At 54.4% G+C, this 17,788-nt stretch carries 14 protein-coding genes; 10 read left to right on the top strand and 4 right to left on the bottom strand.

The window, feature by feature from the left end; translation table 11 throughout:
* Positions 1-16: 16 nt before the first annotated feature.
* Positions 17-1,708 carry a PTS fructose transporter subunit IIBC gene (gene fruA / locus L383_RS12780; protein ID WP_023330929.1) on the top strand — a complete coding sequence of 564 codons (1,692 nt, stop codon included), beginning with the start codon at positions 17-19 and terminating at the stop codon, positions 1,706-1,708.
* A 45-nt stretch (positions 1,709-1,753) separates the two neighbouring features.
* Here the strand turns inward: fruA and nfo are convergent, their stop codons facing one another.
* Positions 1,754-2,611, bottom strand: a complete 858-nt coding sequence (nfo, locus tag L383_RS12785; RefSeq protein WP_014884574.1) for a deoxyribonuclease IV — start codon at positions 2,609-2,611, stop codon at positions 1,754-1,756.
* Between the two features lie 64 nt (positions 2,612-2,675).
* A complete protein-coding gene (locus tag L383_RS12790) occupies positions 2,676-3,722 on the bottom strand; it encodes a YeiH family protein (protein ID WP_014884573.1) in 1,047 nt (348 codons plus the stop codon).
* A gap of 97 nt (positions 3,723-3,819) precedes the next feature.
* Between L383_RS12790 and yieE the strand changes: the two genes are divergently transcribed.
* Positions 3,820-4,686, top strand: a complete 867-nt coding sequence (gene yieE, locus L383_RS12795) for a DNA-binding transcriptional regulator YeiE (protein WP_023330928.1) — start codon at positions 3,820-3,822, stop codon at positions 4,684-4,686.
* Between the two features lie 170 nt (positions 4,687-4,856).
* Positions 4,857-6,326, top strand: a complete 1,470-nt coding sequence (lysP, locus tag L383_RS12800) for a lysine-specific permease (RefSeq protein WP_014884571.1) — start codon at positions 4,857-4,859, stop codon at positions 6,324-6,326.
* 54 nt (positions 6,327-6,380) lie between these two features.
* On the opposite strand, the gene L383_RS12805 is transcribed toward lysP, so the two are convergent.
* Together L383_RS12805 and fghA are read right to left on the bottom strand one after the other, a co-directional pair.
* Positions 6,381-8,366, bottom strand: coding sequence for a ligand-gated channel protein (locus L383_RS12805; protein WP_023330927.1), 1,986 nt, complete (start codon positions 8,364-8,366; stop codon positions 6,381-6,383).
* 259 nt (positions 8,367-8,625) lie between these two features.
* Entirely contained in the window at positions 8,626-9,453 is an 828-nt protein-coding gene (gene fghA, locus L383_RS12810; RefSeq protein WP_023330926.1) for an S-formylglutathione hydrolase, read from the bottom strand.
* Between the two features lie 138 nt (positions 9,454-9,591).
* Between fghA and L383_RS12815 the strand changes: the two genes are divergently transcribed.
* From L383_RS12815 to mglC, 7 genes are all read left to right on the top strand, one after another.
* Positions 9,592-10,740: a YbfB/YjiJ family MFS transporter gene (locus tag L383_RS12815; protein ID WP_023330925.1), complete on the top strand. Its 1,149-nt coding sequence runs from the start codon at positions 9,592-9,594 to the stop codon at positions 10,738-10,740.
* Positions 10,741-10,842: 102 nt separating this feature from the next.
* Positions 10,843-11,511, top strand: coding sequence for a GTP cyclohydrolase I FolE (folE, locus tag L383_RS12820; RefSeq protein WP_023330924.1), 669 nt, complete (start codon positions 10,843-10,845; stop codon positions 11,509-11,511).
* A gap of 18 nt (positions 11,512-11,529) precedes the next feature.
* Positions 11,530-12,687: a DUF418 domain-containing protein YeiB gene (gene yeiB, locus L383_RS12825; RefSeq protein WP_023330923.1), complete on the top strand. Its 1,158-nt coding sequence runs from the start codon at positions 11,530-11,532 to the stop codon at positions 12,685-12,687.
* Between the two features lie 155 nt (positions 12,688-12,842).
* Positions 12,843-13,865: an HTH-type transcriptional regulator GalS gene (gene galS, locus L383_RS12830; RefSeq protein ID WP_023330922.1), complete on the top strand. Its 1,023-nt coding sequence runs from the start codon at positions 12,843-12,845 to the stop codon at positions 13,863-13,865.
* 295 nt (positions 13,866-14,160) lie between these two features.
* Positions 14,161-15,159: a galactose/glucose ABC transporter substrate-binding protein MglB gene (gene mglB / locus L383_RS12835; RefSeq protein ID WP_014884564.1), complete on the top strand. Its 999-nt coding sequence runs from the start codon at positions 14,161-14,163 to the stop codon at positions 15,157-15,159.
* A 79-nt stretch (positions 15,160-15,238) separates the two neighbouring features.
* A complete protein-coding gene (gene mglA, locus L383_RS12840; protein WP_014884563.1) occupies positions 15,239-16,759 on the top strand; it encodes a galactose/methyl galactoside ABC transporter ATP-binding protein MglA in 1,521 nt (506 codons plus the stop codon).
* 15 nt (positions 16,760-16,774) lie between these two features.
* A complete protein-coding gene (gene mglC, locus L383_RS12845; protein WP_013097952.1) occupies positions 16,775-17,785 on the top strand; it encodes a galactose/methyl galactoside ABC transporter permease MglC in 1,011 nt (336 codons plus the stop codon).
* The last annotated feature ends 3 nt before the right edge of the window (positions 17,786-17,788 follow it).

The following is a 17,788-nucleotide window of genomic DNA, read 5'->3' as shown; positions in this document are numbered from 1 at the left end:
CAGCAGGAGAGGAATAATGAAAACGCTGCTGATCATTGACTCCGGTCTCGGACAGGCTCGCGCCTATATGGCGAAGACCCTGCTGGGCGCGGCGGCACAAAAAGCACACCTGGACATCATTGATAACCCGGGTGATGCTGAACTGGCGATTGTTCTGGGTGATAAAATCCCTGCGGACAGTTCGCTGAACGGCAAAAAAGTGTGGCTGGGCGATATTAATCGCGCGGTGGCACATCCAGAACTGTTCCTGAGTGAAGCGAAAGGCCACGCGTCGGTTTACAGCGCACCTGTCGCGACAGCACCGACCGCGGCTACAGCCGCCGGGCCGAAACGCATTGTGGCGGTAACGGCGTGTCCAACCGGGGTAGCGCATACCTTTATGGCGGCTGAAGCCATTGAAACCGAAGCGAAAAAACGCGGCTGGTGGGTAAAAGTCGAAACCCGTGGCTCCGTGGGTGCCGGTAACGCCATCACCCCGGAAGAAGTGGCGGAAGCCGATCTGGTGATTGTGGCGGCCGATATCGAAGTCGATCTGGCGAAGTTTGCCGGTAAGCCGATGTACCGCACCTCAACCGGCCTGGCGCTGAAAAAGACCGCTCAGGAATTTGATAAAGCGCTGGCGGAAGCCAAACCTTACCAGGCTACCGGTGCGGCTAAAACCGCCACCGAAGGGAAGAAAGAGTCTGCGGGGGCCTACCGTCACCTGCTGACGGGTGTGTCTTACATGCTGCCGATGGTGGTGGCGGGTGGTCTGTGTATCGCGCTCTCGTTTGCGTTTGGTATTACAGCATTTAAAGAAGAAGGTACGCTTGCGGCTGCGCTGATGCAGATCGGCGGGGGGTCAGCGTTCGCGCTGATGGTGCCGGTTCTGGCAGGCTTTATCGCTTTCTCCATCGCTGATCGTCCTGGTCTGACGCCGGGTCTTATCGGCGGTATGCTGGCCGTCAGCACCGGTTCCGGCTTTATCGGCGGTATCATTGCCGGCTTCCTGGCCGGTTACGTCGCGAAGCTGATCAGCTCGAAGCTGAAGCTGCCGCAGAGTATGGAAGCGCTGAAACCGATTCTCATCATCCCGCTGATTTCCAGCCTGGTGGTGGGTCTGGCGATGATTTACCTCATCGGTAAACCGGTAGCGGGCATCCTGACGGGTCTGACCCACTGGCTGCAAACCATGGGTACGGCGAACGCGGTTCTGCTGGGCGCAATCCTCGGCGGTATGATGTGTACCGATATGGGCGGTCCGGTGAACAAAGCGGCATACGCGTTTGGCGTTGGCCTGCTGAGTACCCAGACCTACGCGCCGATGGCGGCGATCATGGCGGCCGGTATGGTGCCACCTCTGGCGCTCGGCCTGGCGACCATTATCGCCCGTCGTAAGTTCGACAAAGCGCAGCAGGAAGGTGGTAAAGCGGCGCTGGTGCTGGGTCTGTGCTTCATCACCGAAGGTGCAATCCCGTTCGCGGCGCGTGATCCAATGCGTGTGCTGCCATGCTGTATCGTGGGCGGTGCGGTGACGGGGGCCATCTCCATGGCGATTGGCGCGAAGCTGATGGCACCACATGGTGGTCTGTTCGTCCTGCTGATCCCTGGCGCAATCACCCCGGTACTGGGTTACCTGCTGGCAATCATTGCCGGTACGCTGGTGGCGGGTCTCTCTTACGCGGTGCTGAAACGTCCGGAAGCGGAAGGGGTTGCAAAAGCAGCGTAAGCGATAAGCAACAAAAAAGCCGGGTGCGAAGCAACCCGGCTTTTTTTATGCCGCCTGTTCAGCGGTCTGCTGTGCCTTGAGCCACGCGATCTCTTCCGCCCAGATATCCGGATTGATGGTTTCCAGCACCATGGGGATACCGTCGAAACGGGCATCCTGCATAATAAAGCGAAATGCATCGTGACCGATATTGCCTTCGCCCAGGCTGTGGTGGCGGTCAACCCGGCTACCAAAGGCGCTCTTCGCATCGTTGAGGTGCATACCGCGCAGGTACTTGAAGCCAACGATGCGCTCAAACTCATCGAACGTGTTTTTCGTTGCCTCGGTTGTACGCAGATCGTAACCAGCCGCAAACGCGTGACAGGTATCAATGCACACGCCCACGCGGGATTTATCTTCCACGCCGTCGATGATCGCCGCCAGATGTTCGAACTTAAAACCGAGATTGCTGCCCTGACCGGCGGTGTTTTCGATCACCGCGGTCACGCCGTTGGTTTTCTCCAGGGTGATGTTGATGGACTCAGCAATACGCGCCAGACAGGCGTCTTCGTCGATCTGCATCAGATGGCTACCCGGATGGAAGTTCAGCAGCGTCAACCCCAGCTGTTCACAGCGCTGCACTTCATCAAGGAACGCCTCGCGGGATTTATCCAGCGCTTCCTGAACCGGATGACCGAGGTTAATCAGATAGCTGTCGTGGGGAAGGATCTGGCCCGGCCCGTAGTGGTATTTTTCACAGGCGGCTTTGAAATCATCAATCACGTCGGTGGTGAGCGGTGCGGCGCGCCACTGGCGCTGATTTTTGGTGAACAGGGCGAAAGCGGTTGCCTCGATTTCGGCGGCGCGAATGGCGGCGTTTGCAAGGCCACCTGCAGCGCTGACGTGCGCTCCAACATATTTCATAAAAAGACTCCTGTTAACCCGAAACGCTTATCATAACGGGTTAACAGGAGAACGACGAGAGGGTTTATGCCATCAGGCTATGTACGGCGAGGTTAATCGCGCCGCCGCCCACAATCAGCCAGATAAAGAGCACCAGCGCCATCAGCAGCGGTTTTGCGCCGGCTTTTTTCAGGGCGCTGACGTGCGTGGTCACACCCAGAGCCGCCATCGCCATGGCCAGCAGCACCGTATCCAGCGTCACCAGCATATCCACGACCGCTTTTGGCAGCAGGTGGAACGAGTTAAAGATAGCGACCACGATGAACAGGATCGCAAACCACGGAATGGTGATTTTGCTTTTCTCGCTGCCACCTGCCGGAGCCAGCTGCTTAACCCGCGCGGCCAGGAAAATCAGGAACGGGGCCAGCATCATGACGCGCAGCATTTTGGCGATGACCGCGGCATTTTCCGCTTCCGGATTGATGGCGTGACCTGCTGCGACCACCTGTGCCACCTCGTGCATCGTCGAACCGATATAGATGCCGTAGGTTTCCGGGCTAAACCAGTGCGCCACCAGCGGATACATAGCCGGATAAAGGAAGATCGCCAGCGTACCGAAGATGACCACCGTCGCGACGGCCACCGTCACTTTACTGGCTTCAGCTTTAACGACCGGTTCCGTTGCCAGTACCGCTGCCGCACCGCAAATGCTGCTGCCTGCGCCAATTAACCAGCTGGTCTGCTTGTCCAGGCCAAACACCTTCTGGCCGATAAAGCACGCCAGCATAAAGGTGCTCGAAAGGGTCAGGACATCAATGGCAATCCCGCTCACGCCGACATCCGCAATCTGCGAAAAGGTCAGGCGGAAACCGTAAAGAATAATGCCCAGACGTAATAAATGTTGTTTGGCGAAAATGACGCCCCCGTCGCAGGATTTCCAGATGTGCGGGTAGACGGTATTCCCGACCACCATGCCGAGCAAAATAGCCAGCGTTAAGGCACTAAACCCGGCACCGGCCACTGCCGGTATACTGCCGCCCCATAAGGCCACACCGGTGACGACGGCGCTGAGCGCGAGACCCGGCACGAAGTGCCACACTGTACGATGATGTTGTAAGGTGAGTTCTGACATAACCTTCTCCTTTGTCTGGCTAAAGGTTACGGCGATCTGGCTTAAAAATAAAATTGATTATATACTTATAATCAATCTATATAAATGGTAAGTGACCATGCACATTACATTGCGTCAGCTGGAAGTGTTTGCCGAAGTGCTGAAGAGCGGCTCTACGACTCAGGCGTCACAAATGCTGGCGCTCTCTCAGTCTGCCGTTAGCGCGGCGTTGACCGATCTCGAAGGACAGTTAGGCGTTCAGCTTTTCGACAGGGTAGGGAAGCGTCTGGTGGTCAATGAGCATGGCCGCCTGCTTTACCCGCGCGCGCTGGCTCTGCTGGAGCAGGCTATCGAAATTGAACAGCTGTTCCGCGAAGACAACGGCGCGATCCGCGTTTTTGCCAGCAGTACCATCGGTAACTACATCCTGCCGGAAGTGATTGCCCGCTATCGCCGGGATTTTCCCTCGTTGCCGCTGGAGATGAGCGTGGGTAACAGCCAGGACGTCATCAACGCGGTGATCGATTTTCGCGTGGATATCGGTCTCATTGAAGGTCCGTGCCACAACGTCGATATCATCGCCGAGCCCTGGCTGGAAGACGAACTGGTAGTGTTTGCCTCCCCGGCCTCTTCTTTATTACAGGGCGAGGTGACGCTGGAGCGCCTGGCGCAGGCTCAGTGGATCCTGCGCGAGCAGGGTTCCGGCACGCGTGAAATTGTCGATTACCTGCTGCTGTCTCATTTGCCGCATTTCCAGCTGGGAATGGAGCTGGGGAACTCGGAGGCGATTAAGCATGCGGTGCGTCATGGACTGGGTATCAGCTGCCTTTCCCGACGCGTGATTGCCGAACAGCTTGAGACGGGATCGCTGGTGGAAATTTCTGTTCCATTGCCGAAACTGGTGCGCACGCTGTGGTGCATCCATCATCGTCAGAAACACCTTTCCAGTTCGCTGCAGCGTTTTCTGCGCTATTGCGAGATGTGAAATTGCCCCTCATCCTGGCCCTCTCCCCAAAAGGGGGAGGGAAAAATGATGCTTTACTTATAATCCTGGCCGCGTCATGAAGCTCTCTTATAACTGAGTATTTCTGCCGGAAGGAACGCCGATCGTCTGCTACAATCGCGCCTCATTTATTGAATGGACAGCATTTTCACATGGTTTCAGAAACTAAAACCACAGAAGCGCCCACGCTACGTCGTGAACTCAAGGCGCGTCACCTGACGATGATCGCCATTGGCGGCTCCATCGGTACAGGTCTTTTCGTTGCCTCTGGCGCAACGATTTCGGCAGCCGGCCCGGGTGGGGCATTATTCTCTTATATCCTGATTGGCCTGATGGTCTATTTCCTGATGACCAGCCTGGGTGAACTGGCGGCATACATGCCGGTATCCGGTTCGTTTTCGACCTACGGACAAAAATACGTGGAAGAAGGCTTCGGCTTCGCGCTGGGCTGGAACTACTGGTACAACTGGGCTGTTACCATCGCCGTTGACCTCGTCGCCGCACAGCTGGTGATGACCTGGTGGTTCCCGGACACGCCGGGCTGGATCTGGAGCGCGTTGTTCCTGGTCGTCATTTTCCTGCTGAACTACATCTCCGTACGCGGGTTTGGTGAAGCAGAATACTGGTTCTCTTTGATCAAAGTGGCAACCGTCATCATCTTTATCGTCGTCGGTGTGGCGATGATCGTTGGTATTTTCAAAGGGGCAGAGCCTGCGGGCTGGAGCAACTGGACAATAGGCGATGCGCCGTTTGCCGGTGGGTTCTCGGCCATGATTGGCGTTGCGATGATTGTCGGCTTCTCTTTCCAGGGCACTGAGCTGATTGGTATTGCGGCCGGTGAATCTGAAAACCCGGAGAAGAACATTCCGCGCGCGGTGCGTCAGGTCTTCTGGCGTATCCTGCTGTTCTACGTGTTCGCGATCCTGATTATCAGCCTGATCATTCCGTATACCGATCCAAGCCTGCTGCGTAACGATGTGAAAGACATCAGCGTCAGCCCGTTCACTCTGGTCTTCCAGCACGCGGGACTGCTCTCTGCGGCGGCGGTAATGAATGCGGTGATCCTGACGGCAGTGCTGTCTGCGGGGAACTCCGGTATGTACGCGTCCACCCGTATGCTTTACACCCTGGCCTGCGACGGTAAAGCGCCGCGCATCTTCGCTAAACTGTCTCGCGGTGGTGTGCCACGTAACGCTCTGTATGCCACCACGGTGATTGCCGGTCTGTGCTTCCTGACCTCTATGTTCGGCAACCAGACGGTTTACCTGTGGCTGCTTAACACCTCCGGGATGACGGGCTTTATCGCCTGGCTGGGCATTGCCATCAGCCACTATCGCTTCCGTCGCGGTTACGTAATGCAAGGTCATGATCTGAACGACCTGCCGTATCGCTCAGGGTTCTTCCCGCTGGGGCCAATTTTCGCCTTCATTCTGTGTCTGATTATTACGCTGGGCCAGAACTATGAAGCGTTCCTCGCGGATACTATCGACTGGGGCGCCGTCACGGCAACCTACATTGGTATTCCGCTGTTCCTGATCATCTGGTTTGGTTACAAACTGACGAAAGGAACACACTTCGTTCGCTACAGTGAAATGGAATTCCCGGAACGATTTAAACAATAACCGCAATTCCTCTCTTTCAGCCCGCTCATTCGAGCGGGCTTTTTTATGGGGCGGTTAGAAGCTGTAAGTCATGCCAACGGTATAACGACGCCCATCAAGCACGGTGTCATACGTATCGTAATCAATTTGCTTATCGAGCACGTTATACACACCGGCAGTCACAAGCAGGTTTTTGTTCGCGTTGTAGCGCAGACCCACATCCACCTGGGTATAGGACGGTGTACCCTGGGACATTGATGTACGGCTCAGATACTCAGACGTTTTACCGCGTAGGTTCAGACGACTCCAGAAGCCGACGTCTGGTGTCGCCTGCCAGTCCAGGGTGGTATTGAACATATGTTTTGGCATTTTGTTCAACGGCTTACCGGAGAACTGGCCGCTCTTCTGCTCGGATTCCGTATAAGTGTAGTTGGCAGTCCAGTTCACATCGCGCGTGATTTTCCAGCCGAAGGTAGACTCCACGCCGCGCATGTTGGCTTTGTCCACGTTGACGCGATCGCTCACGAAATCATAGCTGTGATCGCCAATCGTACAGGCGGGATCGGAACTGCTGTTACAGCGGCGAACTTCAGTAATTTTGTCTTTGAAGTCGGTATTGAACAGCGTCACACCGGCATTAAGATTGTCGTTATTATCCCAGAGCAGGGCGATCTCTTCACTCAGACTCTTCTCTGGTTTCAGGTCCGGGTTGCCAACGATGATACCGTCAAGACGGCCACCACCCGTTACCTGCCCCCAGTTGGCAGACGACTGACGCAGGTCCGGTGCACGGTAGCCCGCAGAAACCCCGCCTTTCAATGTCCACTGCTCGGCGAGGTGCCATACACCGTAACCACGTGGCGTCCAGTTAGTACCATAGTTTTGGTCTTTGTCCATGCGCAGGCCGCCGGTTAACGTAAAGCTTTCCGTCATTGCCCATTCATCTTCGGCAAACAGTGCCCAACTCCAGCGTGTCAGTTTGTTCAGGCCATCGGCAGCCTCCAGCTGATTGCCGTTGTCGCGCAGTTTCTCATAGCGATATTGCCCGCCGAGAGTCAGGGTATGATCGGCGAGGAAGATCTGGTTCTGGTTGTTGAAGGTGGTGTTGTACGAGCGCATTTCACGATCCGGGTTATTCGTCTCTTCCTGTTGGATATAGCTGGTGGTATTGAAGTCGTCGTAATAACCGCTGTGGGTTAATGAGTAGGTGGTATGTTCATAGCGGGTTTCGCTTTTGGTATTTGGCGTACAGGTTGTTCCACGGCAGGTTTCCGTCGCTTTCGACATCCCCGGCGTGCTGTTTCTGTCCTGAAGTTCACGGGCAAAGTCGAGGTCGAAATCATTTTGCTCGTCCGGCGTGAAATTCAACGTAATACCGCCGTTACGCATTTTCTGCTCGTTATACCCGTTCACAATCTTATCTTCTGCGCGGCGTGACAAAAGCCCCGTCACTTTTGCGCCAAGCAGCCCGTCAATCAGGGGACCTGAAGCGTAGGCGTTGGTCTGAAAGATATCACCGGAATCATTGTTTTCCTGGAAGGTTGCATCGCCATGCAACGAACCTGTCCAGGCTTTGGTGTTCGACACTTTTTTGGTAATGACGTTGATGACTCCACCCATAGCATCAGAGCCGTAAAGTGAGGACATCGGGCCACGGATAACCTCGATACGCTCAATGGACTCCAGCGGCGGCAGCCAGCCTTGTTCAATGCCCGAGTTGTCGCTGTTTGGGCGGGTACTGCGCGTACTCACGCGTTTGCCGTTCACCAGGAACAGCGTGTACTGCGACGCCATGCCGCGAATACTGATATCACTGCTGCTCCCGCCGCCAGTAACGACGACGCCCGGGACGTCTTTCAGGGCATCGGTGACATCACGGTAGGCTTTATCTTCAATCTGCTGTTTTGAAATCACCGAGATGGAGGCGGGGGCATTCTGGATTTTTTGTTCAAAACCCGTCGCAGTGACGACAACGGTGTCCTGATCGGCTGCGTGAACGAAGGAGGAAAGTGTGGCGGCGCCAATGGCGGCGGCCAGCAATTTAACGCGTGGTATTGTCATTTGTACATTCCATATAAAAAGAAAAAAACTCCATCGGGATAACCCTGAGAACTGTATGTATTTGTCTTGTAAGAACTCTTTGTGATGGAGAAGAGTCTGGAATTGTACAAAAGAATGTATAATTGTAAACACAAATGATAATTGAAATCATTTGTGTTTGATGTGTTGGCAAGAAAATAGCCTGGTTTCAAGCGGATAGGATTATGTCAATAAGGGGAAAAGCCCGACAGGCGAGAGGCTATCGGGCAAATAGCGAAAATTACGCGAACAAATGCGCCGCGTGGAAGCGGAGATGATCCTCAATAAAGGAGGCCATAAAGTAATAGCTGTGGTCATATCCTGGCTGAATGCGCAGCGTGAGCGGCCAGTCCTTCTGGCGTGCCGCTTCAGCAAAAACGGCGGGCTGGAGTTGCCCGGCGAGGAACTGATCCGCATCGCCCTGATCGATAAGCATCGGGATAGCATTCGCTGAGTCGCTCGCCAGCATCAGCGCACAGCTGTCCCATTCCTGCCATTTCGTTTCATCTTTGCCCAGATAGTGGGTGAAGGCTTTTTGTCCCCACGGTACCTGCGTTGGGTTAACAATCGGCGCGAACGCAGAGACGCTGGTATATTTCCCGGGGTTTTTCAGCGCCATAATTAGCGCCCCGTGTCCGCCCATGGAGTGTCCGCTGATGGCGCAGCGATCGTTTACCGCGAATTCGGCCTGAATCAGCGCAGGCAGCTCGTCACGGATGTAGTCATACATACGATAATGACTCGCCCACGGCTGCCCGGTCGCATTCAGGTAAAACCCGGCGCCTTTACCCAGGTCGTATCCTGCATCATCCGCCACATCGTCCCCACGGGGACTGGTATCGGGCATCACCAGCGCGATACCCAGCTCGGCCGCAATACGCTGCGCACCGGCTTTGGTTGTGAAGTTTTCGTCGTTGCAGGTCAGGCCAGAAAGCCAGAACAGAACAGGCGGATTCTCTGCCGGTGGCAGGAAAATGCTGAACGTCATGGTGCAGTTCAGCGTGGTGGAGTCGTGCCGCCAGCGCTGCTGTCGACCTTCAAAACAACGGTGCTCTTCGAGCAGTTCCATGCAAGGCTCCTTAATGAGAATAGCTATTCATTAGCATCATAATACAGCGTTTTCATTTACCTGTGAGCAACTTTCACTTTCGCGCAACGGCAAGATGCTGCATCATAAATTTACTTTTCTTTAACAATTGGAGCGATCATGGCGCTGCGTATTGCGCTTAGTGGGTTTGTCGTTCTGGTGGTGGCGATGGGGATAGGGCGCTTTGCCTTTACGCCTCAGGTACCGCTGATGATTGCCGCCGGGCAACTCACGCTCACCAGCGCAGGCCTGGTGGCGGCGATGAATTATCTTGGCTATCTGGTGGGAGCATGGGATGCCATGCGCGCGCACCGCTTTGTTGAAACGCGGCTCTGGCTCGGCATTACGGGTGCGGTTGCATTGACGCTGCTCTCCGCGGCGGCGGATAACGCCGTCATACACGGCCTGCTGCGCTTTGCGATCGGCTGCATGAGTGGCTGGTCAATGGTACTCATTGCCGCCTGGACCAACGAGCGGCTGGGGCAACTGGGTAAACCGGGGCTCAGTGCTGCGGTGTTTGCCGGCCCCGGCGCGGGTATCGCCCTGAGCGGCCTGCTCGCGGTCTATATTCAGGCGAAATCCCTTTCGGCCGGTGCGGCGTGGCAGATCTACGGCGTGCTGGCGCTCGTGTTGATTGCGCTGGTGGCACGCTATCTGCCGCGTGCGGGCCAGCTTCATCGCCCGGGGACTGCGCCTGAGCCGTTGCGGCTGACCGCGGATTTAAAGCGCCTGGTCTGGAGCTACAGCCTGGCGGGATTTGGCTATATCCTTCCGGCGACCTTTTTATCGCAAATGGCCGCCGTGCGCTTTCCTGGTAGCCTGTTTGCCCAGTTTGTCTGGCCGATTTTTGGTCTCGCCTCCGTGGTGGGGATTGCGCTCAGCATTGCCTTGCGACATATCTCCACGGCTAACCGCAGGCTGGCTATCGTGCTGTGGCTTCAGGGCGCGGGTGTCCTGGCGGCCTGGCTGCTGCCGGGCATCGGCGGTTTGCTGACGGGCGGGCTGCTGGTAGGTGGCGGGTTCCTTTGCGCCGTGCAGCTCTCCCTTTTATACGGCCGAGAGCTGGCACCGAACCACACGCGTTATATGGCGGGACTGCTCACCACCGGGTATGCCATCGGGCAGTTGATTGGCCCGGTGACGTCGGCGTTATCGACCTGGCTAACCCACCGGCTGGAGCCTGCGCTGGGGCTGGCGGGCGTCGCGTTGTTCATCGGCGGCGCCCTGGTCTGGAATCGTCACGCTGAAAGGCAACAGCAATTGCAATAATTATCGTCGTGAATACTGGATTATGTGCGTCGCCTCACGCACAATGAGCGCATACTTTTGCCACAACGAGGGCGAAAGACGCCACACCTGCAGGAGAAGAAAATGTCATCACTCAGTAAAGAAGCTGCCCTGGTCCATGAAGCCCTGCTTGCGCGCGGTCTCGAAACGCCATTGCGTCCGCCCGTTCAGGATATGGACAATGAAACCCGTAAAAGTCTGATTTCCGGGCATATGACCGAGATCATGCAACTGCTGAATCTCGATCTGAGCGATGACAGTCTGATGGAGACGCCTAAGCGCATCGCGAAAATGTACGTCGACGAAATTTTCTCTGGCCTGGATTACGCCAACTTCCCGAAAATTACCGTTATCGAAAATAAGATGAAGGTGGACGAGATGGTCACGGTACGTGATATCACGCTGACCAGCACCTGCGAACATCACTTCGTCACTATCGACGGTAAAGCGACCGTGGCTTACATTCCGAAAGATACGGTGATTGGCCTGTCGAAGATCAACCGTATTGTGCAGTTCTTCGCGCAGCGTCCTCAGGTTCAGGAGCGTCTGACGCAGCAGATCCTGATTGCCCTGCAAACGCTGCTGGGCACCAATAACGTGGCGGTCTCCATCGATGCCGTTCACTACTGCGTGAAAGCCCGCGGCGTACGTGATGCGACCAGTGCAACCACCACCACTTCGCTGGGCGGTCTGTTTAAATCGAGCCAGAACACCCGCCAGGAGTTCCTGCGCGCCGTGCGTCACCACAACTAATCTCACAGGGCAGGGACCATGGAGCGAAACGTCACGCTCGATTTTGTTCGCGGCGTCGCCATACTGGGTATCCTGCTGCTGAATATTAGCGCCTTCGGTCTGCCGAAGGCCGCTTATCTCAATCCCGCCTGGTACGGCGATATCACCCGAAGCGATGCCTGGACCTGGGCAATCCTTGACCTGTTTGCCCAGGTTAAATTCCTCACGCTCTTTGCCCTGCTGTTTGGCGCAGGACTACAGCTTCTGCTTAAACGCGGCACCCGCTGGATCCAGTCGCGCTTAACCCTGCTGGTGATCCTCGGTTTTATCCACGGTCTGTTCTTCTGGGACGGCGATATTCTTCTCGCGTATGGGTTAGTCGGGCTTATCTGCTGGCGTCTCATTCGTGATGCGCACAGCGTGAAAAGCCTGTTTAACACCGGCGTGATGCTCTATCTCATGGGGCTTGGGGTGCTGCTGTTGCTGGGGATGATCTCTGGCGAAGCGACCAACCGTTCCTGGATCCCGGATGCTGCAAACCTGCAGTACGAGCAGTTCTGGAAGCTAAAAGGCGGTACGGAAGCCATTAGCAACCGGGCGGATATGCTGGGGGATAACCTTCTTGCGCTGGGGGCGCAATACGGCTGGCAGCTGGCAGGGATGATGCTGATGGGGGCGTCATTGATGCGCACCGGCTGGCTAAAAGGGGAGTTCAGCCTGCGTCATTATCGTCTCACCGGGGCGGGGCTGGTTCTGCTCGGCGTGCTGATAAATCTCCCGGCGGTGATGACACAGTGGCACATTCACTGGGATTATCGCTGGTGCGCTTTCCTGCTCCAGGTACCGCGTGAACTGAGCGCGCCATTCCAGACCATCGGCTACGCGGCGCTAATATATGGCTTCTGGCCGCAGCTTTCTCGCCTGTGGCTTGTCAGCGCAGTCGCCTGCGTCGGGCGCATGGCGTTAAGCAATTACCTCCTGCAAACGTTGATATGCACCACGATTTTCTATCGCTTTGGCCTGTTTATGAAATTCGACCGCCTCGGGCTGCTGGCGTTTGTTATTCCAATCTGGGCGGTTAATCTGGCGTTTTCCCTTATCTGGCTGCGTTATTTCCGTCAGGGGCCGCTGGAGTGGGTGTGGCATCAGTTAACCGCACATGCTTCAGGGGTATCATTGAGTAATACATCCAGATAACGATCTGGATCACAATCATTAACAAAACGGATGTAAGCGTTTTCATGACTGTGAGCTTCTTCACGTAGTCCCTTTTCTCTCGCTGCCAAAATAGCCACCTTGCTAAACACAGGGGGTGTCTGTGAGTTGCTGCAATCCTTTGAAGGATGGTGAATATGATCACCATTCGTGATGTCGCCCGTCTGGCGGGCGTTTCTGTGGCTACTGTCTCCCGCGTGCTGAACAACAGTGCGCTGGTGAGCCCTGAAACCCGTGAAACCGTAATGAAAGCCGTGACCCAGCTCGGGTACCGGCCAAATGCCAACGCGCAGGCGCTTGCCACGCAGGTCAGCGATACCATCGGCGTGGTGGTGATGGATGTCTCAGACGCCTTTTTCGGTGCGCTGGTGAAAGCGGTCGATGTGGTTGCCCAGCAGCATCAAAAATATGTGCTGATTGGCAACAGCTATCATGAGGCGGAGAAAGAGCGTCATGCCATCGAAGTACTGATTCGCCAGCGCTGTAACGCCCTGATTGTTCACTCCAAAGCCTTAAGTGATGAAGAGCTTGCCGGGTTTATGGAACAGATACCGGGCATGGTGCTGATTAACCGGATTGTGCCGGGCTATGCCCACCGCTGTGTTGGGCTGGATAACGTCAGCGGCGCCATGATGGCCACCAAAATGCTTATCAATAACGGCCATCAGCGGATCGGTTATCTTGCCTCCAGCCATCAAATTGAAGATGACGCGTACCGGCGTGAGGGCTGGCAAAACGCCCTGAAAGAACAGGGCATTACCGCATCAGAGAGCTGGATCGGCACCGGTACGCCTGACATGCAGGGCGGTGAGGCGGCAATGGTGGAGCTACTGGGCCGCAATCTGCAGCTTTCTGCGGTGTTTGCGTATAACGACAGCATGGCAGCAGGCGCGTTGACGGCACTGAAAGATAACGGCATTGCGGTGCCGCAGCATTTGTCGTTGATTGGCTTTGACGACATTCCGATCGCCCGTTACACCGACCCGCAGCTGACCACGGTGCGCTATCCCATTGCTTCTATGGCAAAACTGGCCACTGAACTGGCGTTACAGGGAGCCGCAGGGCTGCTGGATCCTGGGGCGACGCATTGCTTCATGCCAACCCTGGTGCGTCGACATTCCGTCGCGTCGCGGCAAATTGTGGCTCCGATCACTAACTGATTACATGAGGTGATGTAACCGTTTTCAATCTGTGAGTAAATTCACAGTATCTTAACAAGGCGCTGACTATGATGTCAGCGTTTTAGCAGCTGAAACGCTATGTAACGGTGACTATTCACTTTAACAGTAGCCAATGTGCCGCAAACAACGAATAAAACGCATTTCTGGAGCGTTACCGACCACGGAAGAGAGAAATTTTATAAGTGAACGTCGGCTGTCAGTAACGTTTTATTAACATCTGCCTGCCGCTCGTTATTCACCAGAACTACCCTGCATAAAAAAAACCGGAGATACCATGAATAAGAAGGTGTTGACCCTGTCTGCTGTAATGGCAAGCATGCTTTTTGGTGCAGCAGCGCACGCTGCAGATACCCGTATTGGTGTGACGATTTATAAATACGACGACAACTTCATGTCTGTTGTACGTAAAGCTATCGAGAAAGATGCGAAAGCAGCGCCAGACGTACAGCTGCTGATGAATGACTCCCAGAATGACCAGTCCAAACAGAACGACCAGATCGACGTTCTGCTGGCGAAAGGCGTGAAAGCCCTGGCGATCAACCTGGTTGACCCGGCTGCAGCAGGCACGGTAATTGAAAAAGCGCGCGGCCAGAATGTGCCAATCGTCTTCTTCAACAAAGAACCTTCCCGTAAAGCGCTGGATAGCTATGACAAAGCGTATTACGTCGGTACTGACTCCAAAGAGTCCGGCATTATTCAGGGCGATCTGATCGCGAAACACTGGGCAGCGAACCCGAACTGGGACCTGAACAAAGACGGTCAGATCCAGTTCGTTCTGCTGAAAGGCGAACCTGGTCACCCGGATGCTGAAGCGCGTACGACTTACGTTATCAAAGAGCTGAATGATAAGGGCCTGAAAACCCAGCAGCTGGCATTAGATACCGCGATGTGGGATACCGCCCAGGCGAAAGATAAGATGGATGCCTGGCTGTCCGGCCCTAACGCGAACAAAATCGAAGTGGTTATTGCCAACAACGATGCGATGGCAATGGGTGCGGTAGAAGCGCTGAAAGCCCACAATAAATCGTCCATTCCGGTATTCGGTGTGGATGCCCTGCCAGAAGCGCTGGCGCTGGTTAAATCTGGCGCGATGGCCGGTACCGTTCTGAACGATGCCAATAACCAGGCGAAAGCCACCTTCGATCTGGCGAAAAACCTCGCTGACGGTAAAGGCGCGGCAGATGGCACCAGCTGGAAAATTGACAACAAAATCGTTCGCGTACCTTACGTGGGCGTAGACCAGTCCAACCTGGCTGAGTTTATCGGTAAATAAGTGAGTTAACCTGTCTCCACTGGGCGCAATTCGTTGCGCCCTTTTATAACGCGATATGCGAGGCCAACAAGGTATAATTATGGTCAGCACAACTACTCAGTCAACCGGTGAATACTTGTTGGAAATGAACGGTATTAACAAGTCATTTCCCGGTGTTAAGGCACTCGATAATGTTAATTTAAAAGTCCGTCCTCACTCTATTCATGCATTAATGGGGGAGAACGGTGCGGGTAAATCAACATTATTAAAATGTCTTTTTGGGATCTATCAAAAAGATTCTGGCAGCATTCTTTTTCAGGGGAAAGAGATCGATTTCCATTCAGCGAAAGAAGCACTGGAAAACGGTATCTCGATGGTTCACCAGGAATTAAACCTGGTACTGCAACGTTCCGTTATGGATAACATGTGGTTGGGGCGTTATCCAACCAAAGGTGTCTTTGTCGATCAGGACAAAATGTATCGTGACACCAAAGCGATTTTTGATGAGCTGGATATTGATATCGATCCGCGCGCTCGCGTGGGAACCTTATCCGTCTCACAAATGCAGATGATCGAAATTGCCAAAGCGTTCTCCTATGATGCGAAAATCGTCATCATGGACGAACCGACATCGTCATTAACGGAAAAAGAGGTTAATCACCTTTTTACCATTATTCGTAAGCTGAAAGAACGCGGCTGCGGTATTGTCTACATCTCTCACAAAATGGAAGAGATCTTCCAGCTGTGCGATGAGATTACCATCCTGCGCGACGGCCAGTGGATTGCCACGCAGCCGCTGGAAGGGCTGGATATGGACAAGATCATCGCCATGATGGTTGGCCGCTCCCTTAACCAGCGCTTCCCGGACAAAGAGAACAAGCCGGGTGAAGTGATTCTTGAAGTGCGCAATCTCACCTCGCTGCGTCAGCCGTCCATCCGCGATGTCTCCTTCGATCTGCACAAAGGCGAAATCCTGGGGATTGCCGGTCTGGTGGGGGCAAAGCGAACCGACATTGTGGAAACCTTGTTTGGTATCCGTGAGAAGGCCCAGGGCACCATTACGCTGCACGGAAAGAAAATTAACAACCACAATGCCAACGAAGCCATTAATAACGGTTTTGCGCTGGTAACGGAAGAACGTCGTTCGACGGGTATTTATGCTTATCTGGATATTAACTTTAACTCGTTAATTTCTAATATTCGTAATTACAAAAATAAAGTCGGACTGCTGGATAACTCCCGCATGAAGAGCGATACCCAGTGGGTGATTGACTCCATGCGTGTGAAGACGCCTGGTCACCGCACGCAAATTGGTTCGCTTTCGGGGGGTAACCAGCAAAAAGTCATTATCGGACGTTGGTTATTAACCCAGCCAGAAATTCTGATGCTGGATGAACCTACCCGTGGCATTGACGTCGGCGCGAAGTTTGAAATTTATCAGCTGATTGCCGAGCTGGCGAAAAAGAATAAAGGGATCATTATTATTTCTTCCGAAATGCCGGAACTGTTAGGGATCACAGACCGTATTCTGGTTATGAGCAATGGTCTCGTTGCCGGTATTGTTGACACCAAAACGACAACGCAAAACGAAATTTTGCGTCTTGCGTCTTTGCACCTTTAAGATCAGGGGCTCCTCATGAGTGCGTTAAATAAAAAAAGTTTTCTCACTTACCTGAAAGAAGGCGGAATTTACGTTGTTCTTTTAGTCCTGCTGGCCATTATCATTTTCCAGGACCCTACGTTCTTAAGTCTGCTGAACCTGAGTAACATTCTGACCCAGTCTTCCGTGCGTATTATCATTGCGCTGGGCGTGGCGGGCCTTATCGTCACCCAGGGTACTGACCTTTCTGCCGGTCGTCAGGTCGGCCTGGCGGCGGTTATTGCGGCAACCCTGCTGCAGTCGATGGAAAACGCCAACAAGGTCTTCCCGGAAATGGCGACCATGCCGATTTTCGTGGTGATACTGATTGTCTGCGCCATCGGCGCGGTGATTGGTCTGATCAACGGTATCATCATCGCTTACCTGAACGTGACGCCATTTATCACCACGCTGGGTACGATGATCATCGTTTACGGTATCAACTCCCTCTACTACGACTTCGTGGGCGCGTCTCCTATATCGGGCTTTGACAGCGGCTTCTCAACCTTCACGCAAGGGTTTATCGCGCTGGGCAGTTTCCGCCTGTCGTATATCACCTTCTATGCGCTGATCGCGGTGGCGTTCGTCTGGATCCTGTGGAACAAAACGCGCTTTGGTAAAAACATCTTTGCTATCGGCGGTAACCCGGAAGCGGCGAAAGTTTCCGGCGTCAACGTGGCCCTGAACCTGCTGATGATCTATGCCCTGTCCGGGGTGTTCTACGCCTTCGGTGGGATGCTGGAAGCGGGTCGTATCGGTTCTGCAACCAACAACCTCGGCTTTATGTACGAACTGGATGCGATTGCAGCCTGTGTGGTCGGCGGCGTCTCCTTCAGCGGCGGCGTGGGTACCGTACTCGGTGTGGTCACCGGTGTGATCATCTTCACCGTGATCAACTACGGCCTGACCTACATCGGCGTGAACCCGTACTGGCAGTACATCATTAAAGGCGCGATTATTATCTTCGCTGTTGCGCTGGATTCACTGAAGTACGCACGTAAGAAGTAATCG

Source organism: Enterobacter sp. MGH 37, assembly GCF_000534515.1.
Classification (GTDB): Bacteria; Pseudomonadota; Gammaproteobacteria; order Enterobacterales; family Enterobacteriaceae; genus Enterobacter; species Enterobacter kobei.
The sequence above is the reverse complement of the archived record's forward strand: the minus strand, read 5'-3'. Positions and strand labels throughout refer to the sequence as shown.

Bases quoted from the DNA above. Each gene is read 5' to 3' on its own strand.
- mglC (WP_013097952.1), top strand. From the start codon at position 16,775: ATGAGTGCGTTAAATAAAAAAAGTTTTCTCACTTACCTGAAAGAAGGC.
- fruA (WP_023330929.1), top strand. From the start codon at position 17: ATGAAAACGCTGCTGATCATTGACTCCGGTCTCGGACAGGCTCGCGCC.
- L383_RS12790 (WP_014884573.1), bottom strand. From the start codon at position 3,722: ATGTCAGAACTCACCTTACAACATCATCGTACAGTGTGGCACTTCGTG.
- folE (WP_023330924.1), top strand. From the start codon at position 10,843: ATGTCATCACTCAGTAAAGAAGCTGCCCTGGTCCATGAAGCCCTGCTT.
- mglA (WP_014884563.1), top strand. From the start codon at position 15,239: ATGGTCAGCACAACTACTCAGTCAACCGGTGAATACTTGTTGGAAATG.
- yeiB (WP_023330923.1), top strand. From the start codon at position 11,530: ATGGAGCGAAACGTCACGCTCGATTTTGTTCGCGGCGTCGCCATACTG.
- nfo (WP_014884574.1), bottom strand. From the start codon at position 2,611: ATGAAATATGTTGGAGCGCACGTCAGCGCTGCAGGTGGCCTTGCAAAC.
- mglB (WP_014884564.1), top strand. From the start codon at position 14,161: ATGAATAAGAAGGTGTTGACCCTGTCTGCTGTAATGGCAAGCATGCTT.
- galS (WP_023330922.1), top strand. From the start codon at position 12,843: ATGATCACCATTCGTGATGTCGCCCGTCTGGCGGGCGTTTCTGTGGCT.
- L383_RS12815 (WP_023330925.1), top strand. From the start codon at position 9,592: ATGGCGCTGCGTATTGCGCTTAGTGGGTTTGTCGTTCTGGTGGTGGCG.
- fghA (WP_023330926.1), bottom strand. From the start codon at position 9,453: ATGGAACTGCTCGAAGAGCACCGTTGTTTTGAAGGTCGACAGCAGCGC.
- L383_RS12805 (WP_023330927.1), bottom strand. From the start codon at position 8,366: ATGACAATACCACGCGTTAAATTGCTGGCCGCCGCCATTGGCGCCGCC.
- lysP (WP_014884571.1), top strand. From the start codon at position 4,857: ATGGTTTCAGAAACTAAAACCACAGAAGCGCCCACGCTACGTCGTGAA.
- yieE (WP_023330928.1), top strand. From the start codon at position 3,820: ATGCACATTACATTGCGTCAGCTGGAAGTGTTTGCCGAAGTGCTGAAG.